Source organism: Geodermatophilus aquaeductus, assembly GCF_900182545.1.
Lineage (GTDB): Bacteria > Actinomycetota > Actinomycetes > Mycobacteriales > Geodermatophilaceae > Geodermatophilus > Geodermatophilus aquaeductus.
This window is the reverse complement of sequence record NZ_FXTJ01000014.1, coordinates 62,378-85,870: the sequence shown is the minus strand read 5'-3', so window position 1 is coordinate 85,870 and position 23,493 is coordinate 62,378. Positions and strand designations below refer to the sequence as shown.

General features: G+C 77.8%; 29 protein-coding genes and 1 riboswitch. Of the genes, 19 read left to right on the top strand and 10 right to left on the bottom strand.

From position 1 onward, the window contains the following. Positions 1-27: 27 nt before the first annotated feature. Positions 28-1,257, bottom strand: coding sequence for a precorrin-6y C5,15-methyltransferase (decarboxylating) subunit CbiE (cbiE, locus tag FN207_RS23520; RefSeq protein WP_142460874.1), 1,230 nt, complete (start codon positions 1,255-1,257; stop codon positions 28-30). After that, positions 1,254-1,811, bottom strand: a complete 558-nt coding sequence (gene def, locus FN207_RS23515) for a peptide deformylase (RefSeq protein ID WP_142460873.1) — start codon at positions 1,809-1,811, stop codon at positions 1,254-1,256. Before def ends, cbiE begins: the two co-directional genes overlap by 4 nt. A gap of 39 nt (positions 1,812-1,850) precedes the next feature. On the opposite strand from def, the gene FN207_RS23510 reads away from it, so the two are divergent. From FN207_RS23510 to FN207_RS23490, 5 genes are all read left to right on the top strand, one after another. Continuing rightward, positions 1,851-2,798, top strand: a complete 948-nt coding sequence (locus FN207_RS23510) for a cobalamin biosynthesis protein (protein ID WP_142460872.1) — start codon at positions 1,851-1,853, stop codon at positions 2,796-2,798. Positions 2,799-3,063: 265 nt separating this feature from the next. Beyond that, positions 3,064-4,509 (top strand): MocR-like transcription factor YczR, encoded by a 1,446-nt coding sequence (yczR, locus tag FN207_RS23505; RefSeq protein WP_142460871.1) that lies wholly within the window; start codon positions 3,064-3,066, stop codon positions 4,507-4,509. A 162-nt stretch (positions 4,510-4,671) separates the two neighbouring features. Continuing rightward, positions 4,672-5,394, top strand: a complete 723-nt coding sequence (locus FN207_RS23500) for a GAF and ANTAR domain-containing protein (RefSeq protein WP_142460870.1) — start codon at positions 4,672-4,674, stop codon at positions 5,392-5,394. 86 nt (positions 5,395-5,480) lie between these two features. Further along, positions 5,481-6,146, top strand: a complete 666-nt coding sequence (locus tag FN207_RS23495) for a lysophospholipid acyltransferase family protein (protein WP_142460869.1) — start codon at positions 5,481-5,483, stop codon at positions 6,144-6,146. Beyond that, complete coding sequence (locus FN207_RS23490; protein ID WP_142460868.1) at positions 6,143-7,648, top strand: cobyric acid synthase; 1,506 nt, start codon at positions 6,143-6,145, stop codon at positions 7,646-7,648. Before FN207_RS23495 ends, FN207_RS23490 begins: the two co-directional genes overlap by 4 nt. Here FN207_RS23490 and FN207_RS23485 read toward each other — a convergent pair. After that, a complete protein-coding gene (locus tag FN207_RS23485; RefSeq protein ID WP_110908381.1) occupies positions 7,635-8,033 on the bottom strand; it encodes an acyl-CoA thioesterase in 399 nt (132 codons plus the stop codon). The genes FN207_RS23490 and FN207_RS23485 overlap by 14 nt on opposite strands. A 46-nt stretch (positions 8,034-8,079) precedes the next feature. On the opposite strand from FN207_RS23485, the gene FN207_RS23480 reads away from it, so the two are divergent. Together FN207_RS23480 and FN207_RS23475 are read left to right on the top strand one after the other, a co-directional pair. Beyond that, on the top strand, positions 8,080-8,676 hold the full coding sequence (locus FN207_RS23480) for an MSMEG_1061 family FMN-dependent PPOX-type flavoprotein (protein ID WP_142460867.1): 597 nt from the start codon (positions 8,080-8,082) through the stop codon (positions 8,674-8,676). Positions 8,677-8,715: 39 nt separating this feature from the next. Continuing rightward, positions 8,716-9,141 carry a VOC family protein gene (locus FN207_RS23475; protein ID WP_142460866.1) on the top strand — a complete coding sequence of 142 codons (426 nt, stop codon included), beginning with the start codon at positions 8,716-8,718 and terminating at the stop codon, positions 9,139-9,141. Between the two features lie 52 nt (positions 9,142-9,193). Here the strand turns inward: FN207_RS23475 and FN207_RS23470 are convergent, their stop codons facing one another. After that, the gene (locus FN207_RS23470; RefSeq protein ID WP_142460865.1) at positions 9,194-9,388 is read right to left on the bottom strand and encodes a hypothetical protein; all 195 of its coding nucleotides are present in this window, start codon (positions 9,386-9,388) and stop codon (positions 9,194-9,196) included. 170 nt (positions 9,389-9,558) lie between these two features. Between FN207_RS23470 and FN207_RS23465 the strand changes: the two genes are divergently transcribed. Beyond that, positions 9,559-10,062 carry a type II toxin-antitoxin system PemK/MazF family toxin gene (locus FN207_RS23465; RefSeq protein WP_142460864.1) on the top strand — a complete coding sequence of 168 codons (504 nt, stop codon included), beginning with the start codon at positions 9,559-9,561 and terminating at the stop codon, positions 10,060-10,062. A 4-nt stretch (positions 10,063-10,066) separates the two neighbouring features. On the opposite strand, the gene FN207_RS23460 is transcribed toward FN207_RS23465, so the two are convergent. From FN207_RS23460 to FN207_RS23435, 6 genes are all read right to left on the bottom strand, one after another. After that, on the bottom strand, positions 10,067-10,498 hold the full coding sequence (locus FN207_RS23460) for a hypothetical protein (protein WP_142460863.1): 432 nt from the start codon (positions 10,496-10,498) through the stop codon (positions 10,067-10,069). A gap of 69 nt (positions 10,499-10,567) precedes the next feature. After that, on the bottom strand, positions 10,568-10,828 hold the full coding sequence (locus FN207_RS23455; RefSeq protein ID WP_246066312.1) for a hypothetical protein: 261 nt from the start codon (positions 10,826-10,828) through the stop codon (positions 10,568-10,570). Positions 10,829-10,898: 70 nt separating this feature from the next. Continuing rightward, positions 10,899-11,966: an AbrB family transcriptional regulator gene (locus FN207_RS23450; RefSeq protein WP_142460862.1), complete on the bottom strand. Its 1,068-nt coding sequence runs from the start codon at positions 11,964-11,966 to the stop codon at positions 10,899-10,901. Then, complete coding sequence (locus FN207_RS23445; protein ID WP_142460861.1) at positions 11,963-12,256, bottom strand: transcriptional regulator; 294 nt, start codon at positions 12,254-12,256, stop codon at positions 11,963-11,965. The genes FN207_RS23450 and FN207_RS23445 overlap by 4 nt, the downstream gene beginning before the upstream one ends. Further along, complete coding sequence (locus tag FN207_RS23440) at positions 12,253-12,711, bottom strand: hypothetical protein (RefSeq protein WP_142460860.1); 459 nt, start codon at positions 12,709-12,711, stop codon at positions 12,253-12,255. Before FN207_RS23440 ends, FN207_RS23445 begins: the two co-directional genes overlap by 4 nt. Next, positions 12,708-13,172 carry a hypothetical protein gene (locus FN207_RS23435; RefSeq protein ID WP_142460859.1) on the bottom strand — a complete coding sequence of 155 codons (465 nt, stop codon included), beginning with the start codon at positions 13,170-13,172 and terminating at the stop codon, positions 12,708-12,710. The genes FN207_RS23440 and FN207_RS23435 overlap by 4 nt, the downstream gene beginning before the upstream one ends. A gap of 106 nt (positions 13,173-13,278) precedes the next feature. Beyond that, a riboswitch (cobalamin riboswitch) is annotated at positions 13,279-13,350 on the top strand. Between the two features lie 61 nt (positions 13,351-13,411). On the opposite strand from FN207_RS23435, the gene FN207_RS23430 reads away from it, so the two are divergent. The 11 genes from FN207_RS23430 (at position 13,412) to FN207_RS23380 (ending at position 23,493) form a co-directional block, all read left to right on the top strand. Continuing rightward, positions 13,412-15,448, top strand: coding sequence for a putative cobaltochelatase (locus tag FN207_RS23430; RefSeq protein ID WP_142460858.1), 2,037 nt, complete (start codon positions 13,412-13,414; stop codon positions 15,446-15,448). Between the two features lie 73 nt (positions 15,449-15,521). Continuing rightward, complete coding sequence (gene cobO, locus FN207_RS23425; protein ID WP_142460857.1) at positions 15,522-16,136, top strand: cob(I)yrinic acid a,c-diamide adenosyltransferase; 615 nt, start codon at positions 15,522-15,524, stop codon at positions 16,134-16,136. A gap of 46 nt (positions 16,137-16,182) precedes the next feature. Then, a complete protein-coding gene (locus FN207_RS23420; RefSeq protein WP_142460856.1) occupies positions 16,183-17,565 on the top strand; it encodes a cobyrinic acid a,c-diamide synthase CobB in 1,383 nt (460 codons plus the stop codon). Beyond that, positions 17,552-18,238 carry an energy-coupling factor ABC transporter permease gene (locus FN207_RS23415; RefSeq protein WP_142460855.1) on the top strand — a complete coding sequence of 229 codons (687 nt, stop codon included), beginning with the start codon at positions 17,552-17,554 and terminating at the stop codon, positions 18,236-18,238. The genes FN207_RS23420 and FN207_RS23415 overlap by 14 nt, the downstream gene beginning before the upstream one ends. Continuing rightward, complete coding sequence (locus FN207_RS23410) at positions 18,235-18,543, top strand: energy-coupling factor ABC transporter substrate-binding protein (protein ID WP_142460854.1); 309 nt, start codon at positions 18,235-18,237, stop codon at positions 18,541-18,543. The genes FN207_RS23415 and FN207_RS23410 overlap by 4 nt, the downstream gene beginning before the upstream one ends. Continuing rightward, complete coding sequence (gene cbiQ / locus FN207_RS23405; protein ID WP_142460853.1) at positions 18,540-19,271, top strand: cobalt ECF transporter T component CbiQ; 732 nt, start codon at positions 18,540-18,542, stop codon at positions 19,269-19,271. Before FN207_RS23410 ends, cbiQ begins: the two co-directional genes overlap by 4 nt. Further along, positions 19,268-20,119, top strand: coding sequence for an energy-coupling factor ABC transporter ATP-binding protein (locus tag FN207_RS23400; protein WP_142460852.1), 852 nt, complete (start codon positions 19,268-19,270; stop codon positions 20,117-20,119). The genes cbiQ and FN207_RS23400 overlap by 4 nt, the downstream gene beginning before the upstream one ends. Further along, a complete protein-coding gene (locus FN207_RS23395) occupies positions 20,110-20,457 on the top strand; it encodes a cobalamin biosynthesis protein (protein ID WP_246066311.1) in 348 nt (115 codons plus the stop codon). The genes FN207_RS23400 and FN207_RS23395 overlap by 10 nt, the downstream gene beginning before the upstream one ends. Further along, complete coding sequence (cobC, locus tag FN207_RS23390; RefSeq protein WP_142460851.1) at positions 20,454-21,530, top strand: Rv2231c family histidinol phosphate aminotransferase CobC; 1,077 nt, start codon at positions 20,454-20,456, stop codon at positions 21,528-21,530. The genes FN207_RS23395 and cobC overlap by 4 nt, the downstream gene beginning before the upstream one ends. Next, positions 21,527-22,783, top strand: a complete 1,257-nt coding sequence (gene cobA, locus FN207_RS23385) for a uroporphyrinogen-III C-methyltransferase (protein WP_142460896.1) — start codon at positions 21,527-21,529, stop codon at positions 22,781-22,783. The genes cobC and cobA overlap by 4 nt, the downstream gene beginning before the upstream one ends. Further along, the gene (locus FN207_RS23380; RefSeq protein WP_142460850.1) at positions 22,780-23,493 is read left to right on the top strand and encodes an SGNH/GDSL hydrolase family protein; all 714 of its coding nucleotides are present in this window, start codon (positions 22,780-22,782) and stop codon (positions 23,491-23,493) included. Before cobA ends, FN207_RS23380 begins: the two co-directional genes overlap by 4 nt.

The window sequence follows — 23,493 nt, the reverse complement described above, 5'->3', positions numbered from 1 at the left end:
ACCGTGCAGGTCCGCGGAGGTGCACGCTCACCACCGCGTCACCGACCAGATGGTCACGGGCATCGCGGGCTTCCAGCCGGTGAACGACCCGACCGGCTCGGCGCGGGAGACCTCGATCCGCACCAGCTCGCCGCCGACCTTCGCGTGCCACTGGGCGAGCACCGCCTCGCTCTCCACCGTGACGGCGTTGGCCACCAGTCGGCCGCCCACCGGCAGGGCGTCCCAGCAGGACTCGACGAGCAGGGGCGTGGTGAGCCCGCCGCCGATGAACACCGCGTCGGGCGCGCCGAGCCGCGAGAGCACGTCCGGCGCGTGCCCGTGCACCACGCGCAGGTAGGGGACGCCGAGGCGCGCGGCGTTGCGGGCGATCCGCTCGGCCCGCTCGGCGGAGGCCTCCACCGCCACCGCGCGGCAGGTCGGGTGCGCGCGCATCCACTCGATGCCGATCGACCCGGCGCCGGCCCCGACGTCCCACAGCAGCTGCCCCGGGACGGCGGCCAGGCGGGCGAGGGTCACCGCCCGGACCTCGGACTTGGTCAGCTGCCCGTCGGACTCGTAGGCGCCGTCGGGCAGACCGGGGGTGGTGGGCAGCGGCATCGTGCCGCGGTCGGCCCGGCACTCGACGGCGGTGACCACGAGCGCGGGCGCCGGCTGCGACCAGGTGGCCGCGGTGCCGGTGCGCACCTCCTCGTCGGGGCCGCCGAGCCCGCCCAGCACGGTGACCAGGCTCTGCCCGTAGCCGCGGCCGGCCAGCAGCGCGGCCACCTGGGCCGGCGTCTCGCCGTCGGAGCCGAGCACCAGCAGCCGGCGGCCGGGCTGCACGTGCGGGTGCAGCAGCTCGATCGGCCGGCCGACGAGGGTGACCACCTCGGTGTCCTCGACCGCCCAGCCCAGCCGCGCGCAGGCCAGCGACACCGACGACGGCGCCGGCAGCACCCGCACGCGGTCGGCGCCGAGCAGCCGGGTCAGCGTGGTGCCGATGCCCGACAGCATCGGGTCGCCGCTGGCCAGCACCACCAGCGCGCGCCCGGCGTGCTCCTCGACCAGCCCGGGCAGCGCCTCGGTGAGCGGCGAGGGCCACGGCAGCCGCTCGGCGGGCACCTCGGCCGGCACCAGGTCCAGCTGCCGGGCACTGCCGAGCAGCACCTCGGCCCGCTCGACCTCCGCGCGCGAGGTGGGCGCCAGCCCCTCCCAGCCGTCCGCGCCGATCCCCACGACGACGATCGGCCCGGCGGGCGCCTCGACCGTCCCACTCATGCCGGCAGCTCGCCCTCGGGCCCGGCGGCCTCGGCCAGCAACTCCTCCCGCTGCTCCTCCGGCAGCCGGTCCACGTAGACGACGCCGTCGAGGTGGTCCACCTCGTGCTGCAGGCAGCGCGCCGCCATGCCGGTGGCCTCGATCGTCACCGGTTCGCCCTTCACGTCGACGCCGTCGACGCGGGCGCGGAAGGCGCGGGCCAGGTCGGCGTAGGGGCCGGGCACCGACAGGCAGCCCTCCTCGGTGACCTCCTCGGCCGGCTCGCCGTCGACCGGCGGCAGGAGCGTCAGCCGCGGGTTGACCACGTACCCGACGACGTCCTCGCCGGCGGCGTCGGGACAGTCGATGACGAACACCCGCGCGTCGACGCCGATCTGGTTGGCCGCCAGGCCCACGCCGTCGGCCTCGCGCATCGAGGCGAACATGTCGAGCACCAGCCGGCGCAGCCGCTCGTCGAACTCGGTGACCGGGGTGCACGCGCGGTGCAGGACCGGGTCGCTGCCGTAGGTGACGATCGGCCGGGCGACGCCGTCGTAACGGCCGGGCAGACGCATGGCCGCGATCCTAGGAAGCGCGCTCGGCAGGATGGGCGCGTGCCGAGCCGGAGAGACGTCCCGACCGCCCTCGGGCTCGCGCTCGGCGCCGCCGCCGACCTGGCGCTGGCCGACCCGCGCCGCCGCCACCCGGTCGCCGGGTTCGGCACGGCCGCCGCGGCGCTGGAGCGGCGGGTCTGGCGGGACGCCCGCGCGGCCGGCGCCGGGTACGCGGCGGTCCTCGTGGCGGGCGCGGCCGGGCTGGGGGCGGCGGCGGACCGCGCCACCCGCGACCGGCCGGGGCTGCGGACCCTCGCCGTCGCGACCGCCACCTGGGCGGTGCTCGGCGGCACCTCGCTCGGCCGTGCGGCGACGGCGATGGCCGGGGCCCTGGACGCCGGCGACCTCCCCGGAGCCCGCGCGCTGCTGCCCGCCCTCGCGGGGCGGGACCCGTCGTCGCTGGACGCCGGGGAGCTGGCCCGGGCCACCGTGGAGTCGGTCGCGGAGAACACGTCCGACGCCGCCGTCGCCCCGCTGGTGTGGGGCGCGCTGGCCGGGCTGCCCGGCCTGCTCGGCTACCGCGCGGTGAACACCCTCGACGCGATGGTCGGCCACCGCTCGGCGCGGTACGCCCGCTTCGGCTGGGCCGCCGCGCGCACCGACGACGCCGCCAACTGGCTGCCCGCCCGGCTCACCGCGGCGCTGACCGTGGCCTGCGCGCCGTTGGCCGGCGGGTCGGCGGTCGGGGCGCTGCGGATCTGGCGCCGCGACGGCGCCGCCCACCCGAGCCCCAACGCCGGCCGCTGCGAGGCGGCAGCGGCCGGCGCCCTCGGGCTGCGGCTGGGCGGGCGCAACGTCTACGGCAGCAGGGTCGAGGACCGGCCGGTGCTCGGCGACGGCCGGGCCCCGGACAGCAGCGACGTCGCCCGCGCGGTGCGGCTCTCGCGCGCGGTGTGGCTGGCCGCCGCGGCCCTGGCCGGAGTGGCCAGGCTGGCCCGCGCCCGCTGAGGCGAGCGGGTCCGCGGGCCGCGCCGGTGCAGGGCGCCGCGCGGCGCGGGCAGCACCGGGAAGCCGGACGGGTCGACCCGGAGGTGGCTGGCCGGCGGGTCGGCCGGGCCGCGGCCACCGCGGACGGCGACCACGAGCGTGGCCACCGCCAGCCCGGCCGTGGCCAGCAGCAGGAGCAGGACGAGGACGGCACCAGGAGTCATGGGAGAGACGGTGGCACCATCGGGCCTGGACGGAAGCGGTCCAATCCGGCATGGTGGCCTGCATGCCACCGGCGCCGGACCAGTCCACCGCCGCGGAACTGGCCGGCCTGGTCGGGCCACTCGGTGACCTGCCGGGCCCGCGGTACGCCGCGCTCGCCCGCCGCGTCCGCGAGCTGGCCGCCCTCGGGCAGCTCCCCCCGGGCACCCGACTGCCGGCCGAGCGGGACCTCGCCGCCGCCCTCGCCGTCAGCCGCGTGACCGTCGCCTCGGCCTACCGGCTGCTGCGCGAGGAGGGCCACGCCAGCACCCGGCACGGCGCCGGGACCGTCGTCGAGGCGCCCACGGCCGAGCCGGTGTGGGGTGCCCCGAGCACCGACCCCACGATCCTCGAGCTGGCGCACGCCGCGCCCGAGGCCGCGCCGCAGCTACTGCCGGCCTACCGCGAGGCGCTGGAGCGGCTGCCCGCGGTGTGCGCCGGCCACGGCTACGCGCCCGGCGGGCTCCCGGAGCTGCGCGCGGCGATCGCCGACCGCTACACCACCCGCGGCCTGCCCACCGACCCCGAGCAGGTCGTCGTCACCGCCGGCACCGGCGACGCCACCGCGCTGGTGCTCGAGACGCTCCTGCAGCCCGGCGACCGCGTGCTGGTCGAGCACCCCACCTACCCGGGGGCGGTGGCCCTGGTCGGGGCGGCCGGCGCCCGCTGCGTGCCCGTCGCCGTGGACGCCGCGGACCCCGACGCGCTGGTCGGCGGCGCGCACATCGCGGTCCGGCAGAGCAGTCCCCGGATGGCGTTCCTGATGCCCGACTTCTCCAACCCCAGCGGCGCCCGGCTGTCCACGACCGGGCGCCGCCGCCTGGCCGCCACCCTGTGGCAGCAGGGCGTGCTGACCGTCGTCGACGAGGTCACCGCCGAGCTGTACCTCGACGACGGGCCGCTGCCGCCCTACGCCGCCGGGTTGCCCGACGCGGCGACGGTCACCGTCGGCGGGCTGTCGAAGGCCGTGTGGGGCGGGCTGCGGGTCGGCTGGCTGCGGACCGACGCCGCGCTGGCCGCCTCCCTCGGCACCGCGCTGGGCCGGCGCCAGCTCTCCGTCGGGCTGCTCGACCAACTGGCCGCCGCCGTCCTCGTGCGGGACCTCGACGCCGTGCTCGAGGGCCGGCGGGCGCTGCTGCGCGAGCGGCGCGACGTGCTGCTCGCCGAGATCGCCCAGCGGCTGCCGGAGTGGACCGCCCCGCGTCCGCGCGGCGGCCTGTCGGTGTGGTGCGGCCTGCCCCGGGGCAGCAGCTCGGCCGCGCTGGCCGCCGCCGCCGCGCCGCTCGGGCTGGTGCTCGCCGAGGGCCGCGCCTTCGGCACCGGGACGGCCTTCGACGACCACCTGCGGCTGCCCTTCACGCTCCCCGCCGCCGATCTGCGCACCGCGGTCGCCGCGCTGGCCTCGGTGGACGCCGCCCTGCGCAGCGGTCCGGCGGTGCGCTCCCCCGCCCGGCCCGTGTCGGTCGTCTGACCGATCCGTGCCGGACGGGTCGCGGCCACCGGGGACCGGGACTAGCGTCGGTGTCGTCCTGAGCGGCTGGGTGTCCCACCCGGCGTCCCCGCGGATGGTCGAACAGCCGGCTACGCGGCGCTCCCCCGGGTCTCGCCCGGAGCGCGTCCACCGGAGCTCGTCATGACGTCCACCCAGTCGCGAGTGGCCCCGCGTCCCACCCCCGCCGCACCGCGGGTGGCGGCCCCGCCGCCGCTGTCCCGTCCCCCCGCCCCGTCACCCCTGCCCTCGCGGCGCACCCGGGTGGCCGGGCGGTGGCGCTACGACCGGCACAGCGGCGAGTGGTGGTGGTCGCCGGAGATGTCCTCGCTCTACGGCCTCGCCGCCGACGGCCGCGGCCCCTGCACCGAGGTCCTCGTCGCCGCCGAGCACCCCGACGACCGGCCGCGCACCATCGACGCGCTCTCCGCCGCGGTCACCGGCGCGGAGGGGTTCTGCCTGGAGGTCCGCCTGCTCGCCGACGGCGGCGAGGTGCCCGTCGTCCTGCTCGGCGAGCCGCTGCTGGACGACGACGGCCGGGTGACCGCGGTCGAGGGCCTGGTCGTGGAGGCGCCGCGGCCGGCCGACGACCGGGTCCGCGCGCTGGAGACCGAGGTGTCGCAACTGCGCACCGCGATGGCCGGCCGGGCCCCCATCGAGCAGGCCAAGGGCGTGCTCATGCTCCTCACCGGCTGCGGCGAGCAGGTGGCCTTCGACCTGCTGGCGCACATCTCCAGCCACACCCACCGCAAGGTGCGCGAGGTGGCCGTCGACCTGGTCGCCTCCGCGTCGGGCCAGCGGCCGCTCTCCGCCGAGGTGCGGGCGATCCTGCGCGACGCCTGCCCGCCCGGGTCCGGGGGGCACTGACCCGGGGGCGGCGGCCACGGGGGAGGATCCCGGGGTCCGGTCCGGCGGGCAGACGCCGGGCCCGGTCCCTGGGAGGGGGCGGACGCGTGATCTACCTGCTCGCGCGGTTCCTGCTGCGGCCGCTGTTCCGGATCGTGTTCCGGCCGCGGGTCAGCGGGCGCCACAACGTCCCGGACACCGGGGCCTTCATCATCGCCAGCAACCACCTGTCGTTCATCGACAGCATGGTCATCCCCCTGTCGTCCCCCCGCCGGGTCCGCTACCTGGCCAAGGACGAGTACTTCACCGGCCGCGGGGTGGGCGGGTGGGCCACCCGGAACCTGTTCACGGCGCTCGGCGCCATGCCGGTGCAGCGGGAGGCCTCCCGGGCCGCGCAGGAGGCGCTCGACACCGCGCTCGGTGTCCTGCGCGCCGGTGAGGGCTTCGGCATCTACCCCGAGGGCACCCGGTCGCGCGACGGCCTGCTGGCGCGCGGCAAGACCGGCGTCGCGTGGCTGGCGCTCACCGCCGGCTGCCCCGTCGTGCCGGTCGGCGTCGTCGGCACCGACCGCATCCAGCCCGTCGGCGCGCGGTGGCCGCGGCCGCACCGCTTCTCGGTCACCTTCGGCGAGCCGATGACCTTCCCCGAGCACGCCGGCAAGGCGCGCAACGGCCCGGCCCGCCGCGAGGTCACCGACCGGATCATGGAGGCGATCGCCGAGCTCTCGGGCCAGGAGAAGGCCGGCTGGGGCGCGCCCCGCTCCGCCGCATGAGCGGCGCCCTCCTCGTCGCCGGGACGACGTCGGACGCCGGCAAGTCGGTGGTCACGGCCGGCATCTGCCGGTGGCTGGCCCGCCAGGGCGTGCGGGTGGCGCCGTTCAAGGCGCAGAACATGAGCAACAACTCGGTGGTGACCGCCGACGGCGCCGAGATCGGCCGCGCGCAGGTCATGCAGGCCGCCGCCGCCCGGGTCGAGCCCGAGGCCGCGATGAACCCGGTGCTGCTCAAGCCCGGCGGCGAGGACGCCAGCCAGGTCGTGGTGCTCGGCCGGCCGGTCGCCGACGTCACCGCGCTGTCCTACCGGCCGATGAAGGCGGCGCTGCTGGAGCAGGCGCTGGCCTGCCTGGCCGACCTGCGCAGCCGCTTCGACGTCGTCGTCTGCGAGGGGGCCGGCTCCCCCACCGAGATCAACCTGCGCGCCGACGACATCGCCAACATGGGCCTGGCCACCGCCGCGGGGCTGCCGGTGGTCGTCGTCGGCGACATCGACCGCGGCGGGGTGTTCCCCGCCCTCTACGGCACCGTCGCCCTCATGCCGCCGGCCGACCAGCGGCTGGTCGCCGGGTTCCTGGTGAACAAGTTCCGCGGCGACGTGCGGCTCCTGCGGCCCGGCCTCGAACAGCTCACCGCGCTCACCGGCCGGCCCACGCTCGGCGTCCTGCCCTGGCTGCCCGGCGCCGCGCTCGACGTCGAGGACTCCCTCGGCATCCCCACCGGCGTCTCCTCGGCCGGCCCGCCGCACGGCGAGGAGGTGCTGCGGGTCGCCGTCGCCCGGCTGCCCCGGCTGTCGAACTCCACCGACGTCGACGCGCTGGCCACCGAACCCGGCGTCCTCGTCCGGTTCGTCACCCGCCCCGAGGAGGCCGCCGACGCCGACCTGCTGGTGCTGCCCGGCACCCGGTCGACGGTGGCCGACCTCGCCTGGCTGCGCTCGACCGGGCTCGCCGGGGCGGTGGCCCGCCGCGCCGCCGAGGGCCGCCCGGTGCTCGGCATCTGCGGCGGGCACCAGATGCTGGCGCGCACCATCACCGACGACGTCGAGTCGCGGGCGGGCACGGTCGAGGGGCTGGGGCTGCTGCCGGCCGACGTCCGGTTCGCGCGGGAGAAGACGCTGGGCCGCCCGTCGGGCACCGCGCTCGGCCACCCCGTGCACGGCTACGAGATCCACCACGGCGTCGTCACCTACTCCGACGGCGCCGAGGCCTTCCTCGACGGCGGGCGGGTCGGCTCCGTCTGGGGCACCACGTGGCACGGCGCGCTGGAGAACGACGGCTTCCGCCGGGCCTTCCTCGCCGAGGTCGCCCGCGCCACCGGCCGGCGGTTCACGCCCGCGCCGGGCACCTCCTTCGCCGCCGTCCGCGAGCAGCGCCTCGACGCCCTGGGCGACCTGGTGGCCGAGCACGCCGACACCGACGCGCTGTGGCGGCTGCTCGAGGACGGCCCGCCGGCGGACCTGCCGCTGCTGCCGCCGGGGGACGCGCTCAGCCCGCGCTGAGCGCCGCCTCGAGCCGCTCACGGACGTCGTCGGGCCACGGCGCCGACGCCCCGCCCGAGGTGCCGACGTAGGTGGTCCGGACGACGCAGCACACGCGCTCGCCCACACGCACGGTGAACCGCACGGTCACGCTGGTGCGCCCCAGCCGCTCGGCCGCGGCGTCGACGGTGACCGTGTCGCCCCAGCGGGCCGACGACGACCACTCCAGCGCGCTGGCCTTGACCACCGGGTCGATCCGCGCCGACAGCTCGTCCCACGGCAGGCCGAGGGAGGCCCACCAGACGGTGGAGGCCTCGTCGGCCCACACCAGGTAGTGCGCGTTGAAGACGACGCCCTGCTGGTCGCACTCGACGAAGCGGACCGGGGAGCTCCAGGTGGCGGCCACGGGGCGCCACGGTAGGGCAGCCTGCCCTCCGGGCTACCGTCGGAGCGTGCAGCCCGACCCGGTCCTCGCCTCCTACCGCCCGCCCTCGCAGCTGGTGGTGGACAAGGAGATCGACCACCTCGACGTCCACTGCCGGGCCTTCATCGGGCTCGCGCCGTTCCTCACGCTGTCGACCGCCGACGCCGACGGCTGGCCGGAGATCTCCCCGCGCGGCGGTGACCCGGGCTTCGTCAAGGTGCTCGACGAGCACCGGCTGGTGCTGCCTGACCGGCAGGGCAACAACCGGCTCGACAGCCTGCGCAAGGTCGCGGTCAACCCGCGGGTGGCGCTGCTGTTCTTCGTTCCCGGCGTCGAGGAGACGCTCAAGGTGTTCGGCACCGCGGAGCTCCTGGCCGCCGAGGCGCTGGACCTCGACCTCACCGAGTTCGGCCGGGCGCCGCGCTCGGTGATGGTGGTGACCGTCCAGCGGGCCTACCTGCAGTGCGCCAAGGCGGTCATGCGCTCGGGGCTGTGGGACCCGGCCAGCCGCATCGACCGCGACGCCCTGCCGCCCTTCGGCACGATGGTCCGCGACCACTGCCGGCTGGAGTCGCCGCTGCCCGACGACGCCACCATCCGCGCGGAGCTGGCGCTCGAGCTGTAGGGCTCCCGTCCTGTCGGTGCGTCCTGCCAGGCTGCGGGCATGGCGACCGACTTCCAGGTGACCGTGGACTGCGCCGGGCCGCACGTGCTGGCCGACTGGTGGGCCGAGGCGCTCGGCTGGCAGGTCGAGGCGCAGGACGAGGCGTTCATCCGGCGCATGGTCGAGGCCGGGCACGCCACCGAGGCGCAGACGACGACGCACCGCGGGCGCCTGGTGTGGGCCGTCGGCGCGGCGATCACCTCGCCGGACCCGGGCCGCCCGCGCGTGCTCTTCCAGTCCGTGCCGGAGGCCAGGACGGTCAAGAACCGCGTGCACCTGGACCTGCGGGTGGGCGACGAGCGGCGCGAGGCCGAGGTGGCGCGACTGACCGGCATGGGCGCCACCGAGCTGTGGCGCGGCTCCCAGGGCCCGTCCACGTGGGTGACGATGGCCGACCCGGAGGGCAACGAGTTCTGCGTCGCCTGAGTTCTGCGTCGCCTGAGTTCTGCGTCGCCTGACGCCCGGGGGCTCCCCGGGGTCAGACGGGGAGGTCGCGGGCCAGGCGGCGGGAGTCCACGGTGCGCTGCACCAGGCGGCGGGCCCGGTTGCGCCGCGGTCTGCGCTCGGTGCCGAGGTATCTCGCGTCCTCGACCAGCTGGAAAGCGGCGAGGACGCTGGCGCGCGGCTCGCGCACCAGCGCGACGGTGGCGACGACGGGCTGGGCCGAGGTCATGGGAGCCCCCCTCTCCCGGAACGCGGTGGCCACCCGACGGCCCTGCGCTCCGTGGTGCGATGGTGCCCGCGTTCGGGCTGTCGGAACCAGAACCGGACCGAATTGGTACTGCTGTGACGAACGGGACTCCTGTGACGGCGTGCCGCCCGGCCGATCCGTACCGTGCGCCCATGGCCCGCCCGCGCCGTCTCGTCGACGCCGTCCTCTCGGTGCTGCGCGCCGCCACCGCGCCGGCCGCCCGCCGGCCCGCTGCCCGGCGCACCACCGCCGCTCGTCCGCAGGCGCCGGGCGCCGTCGACGTGGAGTACCGGCCCCGCGCGGACGGCCGGCCCGACCCGGGCGAGGTGGTCTGGGCCTGGGTGCCCTACGACGAGGGCGACGGGCGCGGCAAGGACCGTCCCGTGCTCGTCGTCGGGCGCCGGGGCGGGGACCTGGTCGGGCTGATGCTGACCAGCAAGGACCACGACCGCGACGCCGCCGACGAGGCCCGGCACGGCCGCAGCTGGATGGACGTCGGCACCGGCGGGTGGGACAGCCGGGGCCGGCCGAGCGAGGTGCGGCTGGACCGGCTGCTCACCCTCGACCCGGCGCGGGTGCGGCGGGAGGGCGCGGCGCTGGACCGGGCGCTGTTCGAGCGCGTGGTCGAGGCCGCCCGGCTCACGCAGGGCTGGTGAGGGCTCAGGCGGGAGCGGCGGCGGCCAGCCGGCGCTTGGCCAGCGCGATCGGCACCTGACCCACGAGGGCCGGCAGCACCCAGGCGAGCGGGCTCCCGGTCTGCGCGACGAGCAGGCCGGTGGTCAGCGCGACGTAGGAGCCGCCCAGCAGGTGCGGCTGCAGCGTCGGCCAGTGCGGCCAGCCGCGCCGGCGGGCCACGGCGCCGGTGCCGGCGAGGACCGCGCTGAGCACAGCGAAGCCGACCAGCCACCCGAGTCCCGGCGCGGTGAGCGCCAGCGCGCAGCCGGTGGCGGCCACGACCCCGACGGCGGCCAGGTACGCGGCCGCCGTCGCCGTCCCCTGCCGGGTGCGCAGGCGCAGGAGCAGCCACAGCGGCCCGAGCAGCAGGCCGGCCGTGCCGGCCGTGACGTGGAGGACCAGCACCGTCTCGCGCATGCGACCACGGTGGGCGCGTGGCCGGTCGGCGCGGCAGTGCCGCCCGTCACCGGCCGCCGGTGACGGCTGTCAGTCGGCGGGGTGCTCCTCGCGCCCGGGCTGCCGGACCGGCGGGCGCAGGTGGTAGACGCCGGCCGCGCCGGGCAGCGGCTGCAGGTCGTAGCGGGAGACGACCTTGGGACCGCCGTGCAGGTGCACGTGCGTGACGGTGGGCAGCGGGGCGCCGTGCCGGGCGGCGCGGACCTCCACGCGCCCGTCGAGGGGACCGCCGACGAACAGCAGGACGGCGTCCTGCCCGTCGCTGTCGGCCTCCACCAGCGCAGTCTCCACGTCGGACAGCCTCGTCTCCTCCCTCGGCGCACGGCTCACCCGGACGAGGGTAGGCGTGCCGCGCCCGCGGTCAGGGGGACCCGCGGCGCAGCCGGGCGGCGATCAGCGGCGCGGCGAGCAGCATCACGAACAGCCGCAGCACCTGCACGGCGAGCACGAACGTCGCGTCGGCGCCGGTGCCGGTGGCCGTGGCCAGGACGGCGTAGAGGCCGCCCGGCGTCGTCGCGAGGTAGGCGTCGAGCTCGCTGACGCCGGTGGCCGCCGAGAGCACCAGCCCGAGCCCCGCGCAGGCGAGGACCAGCCCGACGATGACGGCCAGCGCCGGCAGCAGGGCCCGGCCGACCGTGCGCAGGCTGGCCACGGTGAACCGCAGGCCCACCTGCAGGCCGATGAGCACGAACGCGGCCGCCTCCACCGGGCCGGGCACGTCCGCCCCGCCCGAGAGCCCGCCGAGGTCCACCGCCGCGGCCACGAGCAGCGGCCCGAGCAGCGCCGGCACCGGCAGCCGCACCAGCCGGGCCAGCAGCACGCCGACCACCGCGCAGCCGGCGGTGAACAGCAGGCCAGCCGGCCAGCCGGGGGCGGCCTCCTCCGGGACGGCGGTGCCGGCCGCGGGGTCGGCGCCGTAGACCGTGGTGGCCACTATCGGCATGGCGACGACGATGAGCACCACGCGCAGGTACTGCAGGACGGCCACCATGCGGTCGTCGGCGCCGAGGTCGCGGGCCATCGCGGTGATGCCCGAGGCGCCGCCGGCGATCATCGCGAACGCCCCGGTCACCGGGCTGATCCCGGGCTGGCGGCGCAGCAGCAGCCCGGCGCCGACGGTGAGCAGCAGCGTGGCCAGGGTGACGAGCACGACCGGCAGCCAGTCCTCACCCAGCGCGGCCAGGGTCTCGGGGTCGACCAGCGCCCCGATCGAGACGCCGACGACGGCCTGCGACGCCGCGGCCGCGGGCCGGGGCACGCCGAGCGGCGTCCGCCCGGCCAGCCCCCGCACCAGCCCGGCGAGCAGCCCGCCGAAGAGTCCGGCGGAGGGGACGCCGGCCCGGCCGAGCAGCCAGCCGGCCAGGGCGGCACCGGCGAGGACGAACGCGGCGTCGGCGAGTCCGCGCGCGGACGGCCGGGGTCCCCTCACAGACCGGCGATGCGCCGGAGCTCGGCGACGTGCGCGTCGAACGCCCGCCGGCCCTCCTTCGTGAGCGACAGGCTGGTCCGCTGGCGCGCGGCGACGGTGGCCTTGCTGACCCTCACGTAGCCCGCCTCCTCCAGCTGCTTGACGTGCTTGGACAGCACCGAGTCGCTCACGCCGACCCGGTCGCGCACGGTGGCGAACTCCATGGTGTCCACGGCGGCGAGCAGCCCGCAGACCTGCAGCCGGGGCGGTGGGTGGATGACGGCGTCGAAGTGCGGCGCCACCGCGGTCACAGCCCGTCCCCCCGGCGCAGCTCGGCCGCCCACCGGCGGCCCACGACCCGGCTGGCCACGCCGGCCGCGACGCCGAGCACCGCGCCGGCCACCACCATGACCCAGTGCCGGTCGTAGCCCTCCGCGAGCACGAACGCCGGCACCAGGACGACCAGGACGATCGCCGCCCACAGCGTGGCGAACCGGGGCGGCGTGGTCACCCAGACCCCGGTGATCCGGCGGTAGGCCGCCACCAGGGCGCCGAGGCCGGCGCAGAAGAGGAGCAGCGCCGGGAAGGTGATCCACAGCGAGTCGAGGGCGTAGGACGCGAGGAAGCCGAAGAGCAGCAGGCCGAGGGCGACGTCGTACCACCACGGCTGCACGACCCGGTCGGCCAGCGCCGCCCGGTCGGCCCGCAGCGCGTCCAGCTGAGCCGCCGCCTCCGCCGCCTCCGGGGACCGGTCCCCGGCGGTCACAGCGCGCCCCGCAGCTCGGCGACGTACAGCCGGCTCCACCAGCGGCTGACCAGCGCGAGGCCCACGCCGATCACGATCCCGGCGACCACCATGGCGCCGCGCACCTCGAGGAGGTACTCGACGGCGGCACCGGCGGCGAGGACGACCGCGTAGAACACCATCCAGGCGCGGACGGCCGCCTGCGTCGCTCCCGGCCGCAGCCCGCTCACCCACGTGCCCGTCCTCCGCCGGTACACCCGCACCAGCCCCAGCGCGCCGGCCCCGAGGACGGCGAGGGCCAGCGCCACCCAGCGGAGGTCGCGGGTCGCGTAGCTGCTGACGAAGGCGGCCACGAGCAGGCCGAGCGACGCGTCGTACCACCACGGCTGGACGGCGTGGTCGGCCAGCGCGCTGCGCTGGTCCCGCAGGGCGGCGAGCTGCTCGACCGCGGCGGCGCGGTCGACGGTGCTGTCGTTTTCCATGTCGGAAAGTCTGGCGCGTCACTTTCCGATCCGTCAAGTCACCGCCCCGGCCTGTCACCCGCGCGTCCCGCGTGGTTGCATGGGCGCCGCCACAGCGACGGCAGTGGAGGAAGCCCGGTGCGACTCCGGCGCGGTCCCGCCACTGTGACCCGGCCACCCGCCGGGGAGTCAGGAACTCCCGCCGTCGCCTCCTGCCACCTCCGGGCGTGGACACCCGGGGAGAGGACCCGTGCACCCGCATGACGTATCCCTTCGGCGCCGTCGTCGGCATGGACGACATGCGACTGGCACTCCTGCTCAACGCGGTCTCCCCGGCCATCGGCGGCGTGCTGGTGCGCGGCGAGAAGGGCACGGCCAAGTCGACGACGGTGCGCGCGCTGGCCGCCGTCCTGCCGCCCGTGGCCGTCGTCCCCGGGTGCCGGTTCGCCTGCGACCCCGCCGCGCCCGACCCGGCCTGCCCCGACGGGCCGCACGAGCCGGCCGCGCCCGCGCAGACCCGGCCCGCCCGGCTCGTGGAGCTGCCGGTGGGCGCGTCGGAGGACCGCGTCGTCGGCTCGCTGGACCTCGAGCGGGCGCTCACCGAGGGCGTGAAGGCCTTCGAGCCGGGCCTGCTGGCCGCCGCGCACCGGGGCGTCCTCTACGTCGACGAGGTCAACCTGCTGCACGACCACCTCGTCGACCTGCTGCTCGACGCCGCCGCCCTGGGCACCGCCTACGTCGAGCGCGAGGGCGTCTCGGTGCGGCACGCGGCGCGGTTCCTGCTGGTCGGGACCATGAACCCCGAGGAGGGCGAGCTGCGCCCGCAGCTGCTCGACCGCTTCGGGCTCACCGTGGAGGTCGCCGCGCCGCGCGACCCGGCCGTGCGCGCCGAGGTGGTGCGCCGGCGGTTCGCCTACGACGCCGACCCGGCCGGGTTCGGTGCCGCCTGGGCGCCCGAGGAGGCCGTGCTGGCCGCACGGATCGCCGACGCGCGCGCCCGCCTGCCGCACGTCGTCCTCTCCGACGACGCGCTGCGCCAGGTCACCGCGGTCTGCGCCGCCTTCGACGTCGACGGCCTGCGCGCCGACCTGGTCACCGCCCGCACCGCCATCGCGCACGCCGCCTGGTGCGGCCGCGAGGAGGTCACCGAGGACGACGTCCGGGTCGCCGCCCGCCTGGCGCTGCCGCACCGCCGCCGGCGCAACCCGTTCGACGCCCCGGGCCTCGACGACGACACCCTCGACCGGGCGCTCGAGGACTCCCGTCCCGACGACGACCCCGAGGACCCGCCCGAGGGCCCCGACGGCGGACCCGGCGACGGCGGCGCTCCCCCGCCCGACGACGGCCCCGCCGGGGACGAGACGAGATCACGTGATCTCGACGGTGACAGCGCCCCGAAGCCGCCGAGATCGCGCGATCTCGACGAGGGGGACGGCGAGGGCGGGGCCGCGCCGGCGCGGGAGAGGGCCGCCGTCGCGCCGTCGGACCCCTTCCGCACCCGCCGGCTCGAGGTGCCCGGCACCGGCACGGGCGTGGCCGGGCGGCGGTCGAAGGCGCGGTCGGACCGGGGGCGCGTGGTCGGCTCGGTCCGCCCGTCCGGACCGGTGACCCGGCTGCACCTGGTCGACACCGTGCTGGCCGCGGCGCCGCACCAGGTGTCGCGCGGGCGCCGCGGACCGGGGCTGCGGATCGCCCGCGAGGACCTGCGCCAGGCCACGCTCGAGGGCCGCGAGGGCAACCTCGTGCTCTTCGTCGTCGACGCCAGCGGCTCGATGGGCTCGCGGGCGCGGATGGGCGCGGTCAAGGGCGCGGTGCTGTCGCTGCTGCTCGACGCCTACCAGCGCCGCGACAAGGTCGGCCTGGTCACCTTCCGCGGCGGCGACGCCGAGCTGGCGCTGCCGCCCACCTGGTCGGTGGAGGCCGCGGCCGCGCGGCTGCGCGAGCTGCCCACCGGCGGGCGCACCCCGCTGGCCGCGGGCCTGGCGCGCGCCGCCGAGGTGCTGCGCGTGGAGCGGGTCCGCGATCCCCAGCGGCGGCCGCTGCTGGTCGTCGTCACCGACGGCCGGGCCACCGGCGCGCGCGGCTCCGACGCCCTCGGCGCGGCCCACACGGCCGCCCGGCGGCTGGCCGACGCGGGCACCGCGGCGGTCGTCGTCGACTGCGAGTCCGGGCCGGTGCGCCTGGGCCTGGCCGGCGTCCTCGGGACGCACCTCGGCGCGCACACCCTCCGGCTGGAGGAGCTGGCCGCCGACGCGCTGGCGGCCACGGTCCGCTCCGTGCGGGGGGCGGCCGCGTGAGCGAGCGTGCGAGCTCACCCGTGAGCACAGCGCCCCCAGGCACGGGGCCGACGAGCGCCAGCGAGGAGGACTAGTGCCCCAGGGACAGGTCGCCGTCGTCCCGCAGGACGGGCTGACCACGCGGCAGCGGCGCAACCGGCCGCTGCTGGTCGTGCACACGGGCGAGATGAAGGGCAAGTCCACCGCCGCGTTCGGCATGGCGATGCGCGCGTGGAACCAGGGCTGGTCGGTCGCGGTCTACCAGTTCGTCAAGAGCGCGAAGTGGCGGGTCGGCGAGGAGAACGCGCTGACCGCGCTGGGCCGGCTGCACGCGGAGACCGGCGAGGGCGGCCCCGTGGTCTGGCACAAGATGGGCTCGGGCTGGAGCTGGTCGCGCCGGCAGGGCACCGAGGTCGACCACGCCGCCGACGCCGTCGAGGGCTGGGCGCAGATCAAGCGCGACCTCGCCGCCGAGGCGCACCGCTTCTACGTCCTCGACGAGTTCACCTACCCGCTGAAGTGGGGCTGGGTCGACGTCGACGACGTCGTCGAGACGCTGACGAACCGGCCGGGCACCCAGCACGTCGTCATCACCGGCCGCGACGCCCCGCAGGCGCTCGTCGACGCCGCCGACCTGGTCGTGGAGATGACCAAGGTCAAGCACCCGATGGACGCCGGCCAGAAGGGCCAGCGGGGGATCGAGTGGTGAGCGCGGCAGGAATGGCCATTTCCGCCGCCCTGGGGGGAGCGCGGTGGTGAGCCTCCCGCGCGTGGTCGTCGCCGCCCCGTCGAGCAACGCGGGCAAGACGTCGGTCACCACCGGGCTGGTCGCGGCACTGACCGCCCGCGGCCTGGCCGTCTCCCCGCACAAGGTCGGCCCCGACTACATCGACCCGGGCTACGCGGGCCTGGCCGCCGGCCGGCCGGGGCGCAACCTCGACCCCTGGCTGGTGGGCGAGGAGCGGATCGCGCCGCTGTTCCTGCACGGCGCGCGCGGGGCCGACGTCGCCGTCGTCGAGGGGGTCATGGGCCTGTTCGACGGCGCCTCGCACCCCGAGGTCGAGCCCGGCTTCGCCTCCACGGCGCACGTGGCGCGGCTGCTGCGCGCGCCGGTCGTGCTGGTCGTCGACGCCTCCTCGCAGGCCCGCAGCGTCGCGGCGCTGGTGCACGGGTTCGCCACCTTCGACCCGTCGGTGCGGCTCGGCGGCGTGGTGCTCAACCGGGTCGGCAGCGACCGGCACGAGGCGATCCTGCGCGAGGCGCTGGACGCGGCCGGGGTGCCGGTGCTCGGGGCGGTCCGGCGGCTGGCCGAGCTGGGCACGCCCTCGCGGCACCTGGGGCTCGTCCCGGCCGCCGAGCGCTCGGCCGAGGCGCTGGCCACCGTGCGCCGGCTCGGCGAGGTGGTCGCCGAGGGGATCGACCTCGACGCCGTGCTGCGCCTGGCCCGCACCGCGCCGGGCCTGGCCGCGGCGCCGTGGGACCCCGCCGCCGAGGTGACCCCCGTGCCGGGGCGGCCGCGCATCGCCGTCGCCGGCGGGCCCGCGTTCACCTTCGGCTACGCGGAGAACGCCGAGCTGCTCGCGGCCGCCGGCGCCGAGGTGGTGACCGTCGACCCGCTGCGCGACGAGGCACTGCCCGAGGGCACCGCGGGGCTCGTCGTCGGCGGCGGCTTCCCCGAGGTCTACGCCGACCAGCTCTCGGCCAACACGACCCTGCGGGCCGACATCGCGGCGCTGACCGCCCGCGGCGGTCCGGTCGCCGCCGAGTGCGCGGGGCTGCTCTACCTCGCCCGCGAGCTCGACGGCTCGCCGATGTGCGGCGTCCTCGACGTCGCGACGGCGATGACGCCGCGGCTCACCCTCGGTTACCGCTCGGCGGTGGCGCTCACCGACAGCGTGCTGGCCCGGGCGGGCACCCGCGTCAGGGGCCACGAGTTCCACCGCACGCACGCCCTCCCCGCCGCCGGCCCCACCCCCGCCTGGCAGTGGTCGGCGGGCGCTCCGGAGGGCTTCGTGTCCGGCTCGGTCCACGCCTCCTACCTGCACCTGAACTGGGCGGGCAGCCCCGCGCTCGCCGAACGCCTCGTCGCCGCCTGCGCGGCGGCCGTTCCCGAGAGGGCGAGCCATGCACATCGCTGAGGGCTTCCTCCCGGCACCGCACGCGATCGGCTGGACCGTCGTCGCCGCCCCGTTCGTCGTGCACGGCGCGCGGGCGGTGGTGAAGGAGGTGCGCGAGCACCCGGAGTCCACGCTGCTGCTCGGTGCCGCCGGGGCGTTCACGTTCGTGCTGAGCGCGATCAAGCTGCCCTCGGTCACCGGCAGCTCCAGCCACCCGACCGGCACCGGCGCGGGCGCGGTGCTGTTCCGGCCACCGGTGATGGCGCTGCTGGGCACCGTGGTCCTGCTGTTCCAGGCGCTGCTGCTGGCCCACGGCGGGCTGACCACGCTGGGCGCCAACGCGGTCGCCTTCGCCGTCGTCGGGCCCTGGGCCGGGTACGGCGCCTACCGGCTGGCCCGGGCGCTGGGCGCAGGCCTGCTGCCCGGCGTCTTCGTCGCCCTCGCGCTGGCCGACCTCGCCACCTACGTCACGACGTCGCTGCAGCTGGCGCTGGCCTTCCCCGACGCGGCCGGCGGGTTCGCGGGCGCGGCCGTGAAGTTCCTCGGCGTCTTCGCCGTCACCCAGGTCCCGCTGGCGGTCGGCGAGGGCCTGCTCGGCGTCCTGCTGTTCCGGGTGCTGACGGTCAACGCCCGGCCGGAGCTCGAGCGCCTCGGCGTGCTGCGCCCCGCGGCCACCTCGGGGGACGTCCGATGACCCGCCGCCGCCTGGTCACCTCCCTGCTCCTGCTCGCGGTGGTGGCGCTGTTCGCCCTGCCGCTGGTCCTCGACGGCGGCGCGTCCGAGTACACCGGCACCGACAGCGTGGCCACCGAGGCGATCGAGGAGTCCGGGTACACGCCCTGGTTCGAGTCGGTGTTCAGCCCGTCGTCGGGCGAGGTCGAGTCCGGGCTGTTCGCGCTGCAGGCGGCGCTCGGCGGCGGCGTGCTCGGCTACGTGCTGGGCCGGCTGCGCGGCCGCCGGGCCGCCCGGGAGACGGCCCCGCCCGCCGAGGCGCCGTGACCGGACTGGCGGTCGACGACGCCGCCTGGGCCAGCGCCTGGCGCACCCGCTCGCCGGTGGACAAGCTCGTCCTCTGCGCGGGCCTGGTCGTCTGCGCGCTCGTCCTGCCCGTCTGGCCGGGCGGCGTGCTCGTCGCGCTGGCCGCCGTCGTCCTGGCGCTGGGGCCGGCGAGGGTGCCGGCCCGCACGTTCGGCCGCGCGGCGCGCTGGCCGCTGGCCTTCGTCGCCGTCGGCGCGCTGACCGCCGTCGTGTCGGTCGACGGCGGCCTCGGGTGGGCGCCGGACGCCGCGGCACGGGCCGGTGAGCTGGTCGGCCACTCGGTCGCCGGCGGTGCGGCGGTGCTGCTGCTGGCCACCACCACACCGATGACCGACCTGCTGGCCGCGCTGCGCCGGCTGGGCGTGCCGGCCGCCGTCGTCGAGGTGGCCGGGGTGACCTACCGGCTGCTGTTCGTGCTGCTGCAGAGCCTGACCACCATCCGCGAGGCGCAGACCGCCCGCATGGGCCACTCGACCTGGCGCCGCTCCTACCGGTCGTCGGGGACGCTGGCCGCGGCGGTGTTCACCCGGTCCTTCGACCGCGCCCGCCGCCTGCAGGAGGGCCTCGCCGGCCGCGGGATGGAGACGGGGCTGCGGGTGCTGCCGGAGTCCCTGCCCTCCTCCCGGGGCTTCCTCGCCGCCACCGCGGCCGGGCTGGCGGCGCTGGTCACCGTGGGGGTGCTCGCGTGAGCCACCGCAGCCTCACCGCCGAGGGCCTCGTCGTCGGCTACGAGCGCGGCCGCCGAGTCCTCGACGGCGCCTCGCTCACCGTCCCCGCCGGGCGCCGGCTGGCGCTGCTGGGCGCCAACGGCTCGGGCAAGACGACGCTGCTGCGCTGCCTGTCCGGGGCGCTGCGGCCCGACGCCGGCGGGGTCGCCGTCGACGGCGAGCTGCTGCACCACACCCGCCGCGGCCTGCGCGCGCACCGCCAGGAGGTCCAGCTGGTGCTGCAGGACCCCGACGACCAGCTGTTCAGCGCCTCGGTGGGCCAGGACGTCTCCTTCGGCCCGCTCAACCTCGGACTGCCCGAGGACGAGGTCCGCACGCGGGTGGCGGAGGCGCTCGCGCTGCTCGCCGTCGACGGCCTGGCCTCCCGCCCCACCCACCAGCTGTCCTACGGCGAGCGCAAGCGCGTGGCGATCGCCGGCGCGGTGGCGATGCGCCCCTGCGTGCTGCTGCTCGACGAGCCCACCGCGGGCCTCGACCCCTCCGCCGTCACCGAGGCGCTGGCCGCGCTCGACCGGCTGCAGCTGTCGGGGTCCACGGTGGTCATGAGCACCCACGACGTCGACCTGGCGCTGCGCTGGGCCGACGAGGTGGCCGTCGTCGTGGACCGGCGGGTGGTGCAGGGCGCGCCCGCGGAGCTCCTCGCCGACGACGGCCTGCTCGCCCGCGCTCGGCTCGACCGGCCCTGGGCGCTGACCGTGGGGGCCCGGCTGCGCGAGCTCGGCCTGCTGCCCGACGGCCCGCTCCCCCGCGACGCCGCCGCGCTGCTGGCCGCCCTCCCCGACCGGCCCGGCGTCACCCCGTGGACGTGACCGTCGGCGTCGGCGCGGTCCCCGGGGTGTCGGCCGGGGAGGTGCTGGCCGCGGTCGACGCCGTCCTGCCCGCCGGAGCGCGGGTCACCGCGCTGGCCACCCTCGACGCCCGCGCCGCCGAGCCGGGGCTGGCCGGCGCCGCGGCGGCGCGGGGCTGGCCGCTGACCGGGCACGCCGCCGCCGTGCTGGCCGCCGTCCCGGTGCCCACGCCGTCGGCGCGGGTGGCCGCGGCCGTGGGGACGGCGTCGGTGGCCGAGGCCGCCGCGCTGCTCGGCGGCGCCCGGCTGGTGGTGGGCAAGACCGTGCACGGGAGGGTCACCGTGGCGGTGGCCGCATGACCGACCTCCTCCACCACCACGGCGACGACGACCTCGGTCCAGGGCTCATCGACCTCGCGGTCAACGTCCGCGCCGGGACGCCGCCGCCGTGGCTGCGCGCCGTGCTGCGCGAGGCGCTCGACGACGTCGCCGCCTATCCCGACGCCGGCCCGGCCCGCGCCGCGGTGGCCGCCGCGCACGGCCGCGACCCCAGCGAGGTGCTGCTCACCGCGGGCGCGGCCGAGGCGTTCGTGCTGGTCGCCCGGGCGCTCGCGCCGCGGCGGGCGGTGGTGGTGCACCCGTCGTTCACCGAGCCGGAGGCGGCGCTGCGCGCGGCCGGGCACCCGGTGGAGCGGCTGCTGCTCGACCCGCCGCACTACCGCCTGCGCGAGGTGCCCGACGACGCCGACCTGGTGGTGCTGGGCAACCCGACCAACCCGACGTCGGTGCTGCACCCGGCCGGCGACGTCGCCGCGCTGGCCCGGACCGGCCGCGTCCTGCTGGTCGACGAGGCCTTCGCCGACACCGTGCCCGGGGAGCCGGCGTCGCTGGCGGGGCGCAGCGACCTGCCCGGCCTGCTCGTCGTGCGCAGCCTGACCAAGACGTGGGGGCTGGCCGGCCTGCGCGTGGGCTACGCGCTCGGCCCGGCGGACCTGGTCGCCGCGCTGGCCGCCGCGCAGCCGCACTGGCCGCTGTCCACGCCCGCGCTGGCGGCCGCCGTCGCCTGCACGACCGCCGCCGCCCGCGCCGAGGCCGACGCCGCCGCCCGCGAGCTCGCCGTCCACCGCGCCGCACTGATGGCCGCCCTGCCGCCGGGCGTGGCCGTCGTCGGGGAGCCGGTCTCGTCGTTCGTGCTGCTGCACGTGCCCGGCGGCGCGCGGGTGCGCGCGGCGCTGCGCGACCGGGGATGGGCGGTGCGCCGCGGCGACACCTTCCCCGGCCTGTCCCCCGACCACCTGCGGGTGGCCGTCCGCGACCCGGCGACCTCCCGTGCGTTCGCCGCGGACCTCACTGCGATCCTTGGGTCCGACATCCTGGTCACGATGCCGACGACGACGTCGCACCCGGCCGCCGTCCCGGAGGAGCACCGCTGAGCGCCACGCCCGTCGACCCAGGAACCGGCGTCGTCTACCCCGTCGGCCTGCGCCTGCTCGACCGCCGCGTCGTCGTGGTCGGCGGCGGCCAGGTCGCCCACCGCCGGGTGGCCGGGCTGCTCGAGGCCCGGGCGCGGGTCACCGTGGTCAGCCCCGAGGTGACGCCCGCGCTCGAGGCGCTGGTGGCCCCCGGCTCGCTGACCTGGGTGCGCCGCGGCTACCGGCCCGGCGACCTCGACGGCGCCTGGTACGCCGTCGCCGCCACCGACGACCCCGCCGTCAACGCGGCCGTGGCCGAGGAGGCCGAGCGGCTGCGGGTGTTCTGCGCCCGGGCCGACGACCGGTCGGCCTCCAGCGTGTGGACGCCCGCGGTCGGCCGCCAGGGCGACCTGGTGGTCGGCGTGCACGGCGGTGGGGACCCGCAGCGGGCGGTCGGCGTGCGCGACGCCGTCGTCGCCGGGCTGTCCGACGGCAGCATCCGCGACCGCGCCGCCCGCGAGCCCTCGGGCGGCCGGGCCGGCAGCGTCGTCCTCGTCGGCGGCGGGCCGGGCGACCCCGGGCTGATCACCGTGCGCGGGCAGCAGGCGGTCGCGCAGGCCGACGTCGTGCTGGCCGACCACCTGGCGCCGCAGTCGCTGCTGGCCTCGCTGCCGCCGGAGGTCGAGGTCATCGACGCCTCGAAGCTCCCGCGCGGGCGGTCGATGGCGCAGGAGCAGATCAACGCCCTGCTGGTGGAGCACGCGCTGGCCGGCAGGCGGGTGGTGCGACTCAAGGGCGGTGACCCGTTCGTCTTCGGCCGCGGCATGGAGGAGCTCGAGGCGTGCGTCGCCGCGGGCGTGCCGGTCGAGGTGGTGCCCGGCGTGACCAGCGCGATCGCCGTCCCCGCGCTGGCCGGCATCCCGGTCACCCACCGCGGGCTGACCCACGAGTTCGTCGTCGTCTCCGGGCACGTGCCGCCGGGGCACCCGCAGTCGCTGGTCGACTGGGCGGCGCTCGGACGGCTGCGCGGCACCGTCGTGGTGCTCATGGGCGTGGACACCGCCGGGGCGATCGCCGCGGCGCTGGTCGAGCACGGGCGCGCCCCGGAGACTCCGGTCGCCGTCGTCGCCGACGGGTCGACGGCCACCCAGCGCGCCGTCCGGACGACGCTCGCCGGCCTGGCGCGGACGCTGGCCGAGGAGGGCATCCGCCCGCCGGCGGTGTGGGTGGTCGGCGACGTCGTCGCACTGGGGGCGCAGACTCCCCCGGCGTGACCTCCCGGCTGGCCGCCGCCGCCCTCGCCCCGCTGCTGCTCGTGCAGGGCGCCGGGGTGCGCCGCCGCACACCGGTGCTGCCCGAGGCCGCGGGGCCGCGCAGCGGCGTCGTCGCCGGGGACGCACCGCCGCTGACCCTCGCGGTGCTCGGGGAGTCGCCCGCGGCCGGGGTCGGGGTGGCCCGGCAGGAGGACGCGCTCGCGGCCTCCGTCGCCGCCGCGCTGGCCGCCCGCAGCGGGCGGGAGGTGCGCTGGCGGCTGTCCGCGCGCACCGGGACGACGGCCGCGCAGGCCCTCGTGCGCCTGGTCCCCGGGCTGGCCGGCCCGCCCGCCGACGTCGTCCTCGTGGTCCTCGGCGTCAACGACACGCTGCGGCTGCGCGGCCGGGCCGCCTGGCGCCGCGACGTCTCCGCGCTGCTCGGGGCACTGGCGCCGCTCACCGCCCCGGGCGGCGTCGTCGTCCTGGCCGGGCTGCCCGACATGGGCCGCTTCCCCACGCTGCCGCAGCCGCTGCGCGGGGTGCTCGGCCGGCACGCCCGCGTCCTCGACGGCGAACTGGAGCGCCTGGCCCGCCCGGGCGTCCGGCACGCGCCCGCCCCGCCGCTGGACGGGCCGGGGCTGTTCGCCGAGGACGGCTTCCACCCGGGCGCCGCCGCCTGCCGGATCTGGGCCGCCGCGCTGGCCGACACAGCACTTCCGCTCTCGATGTAG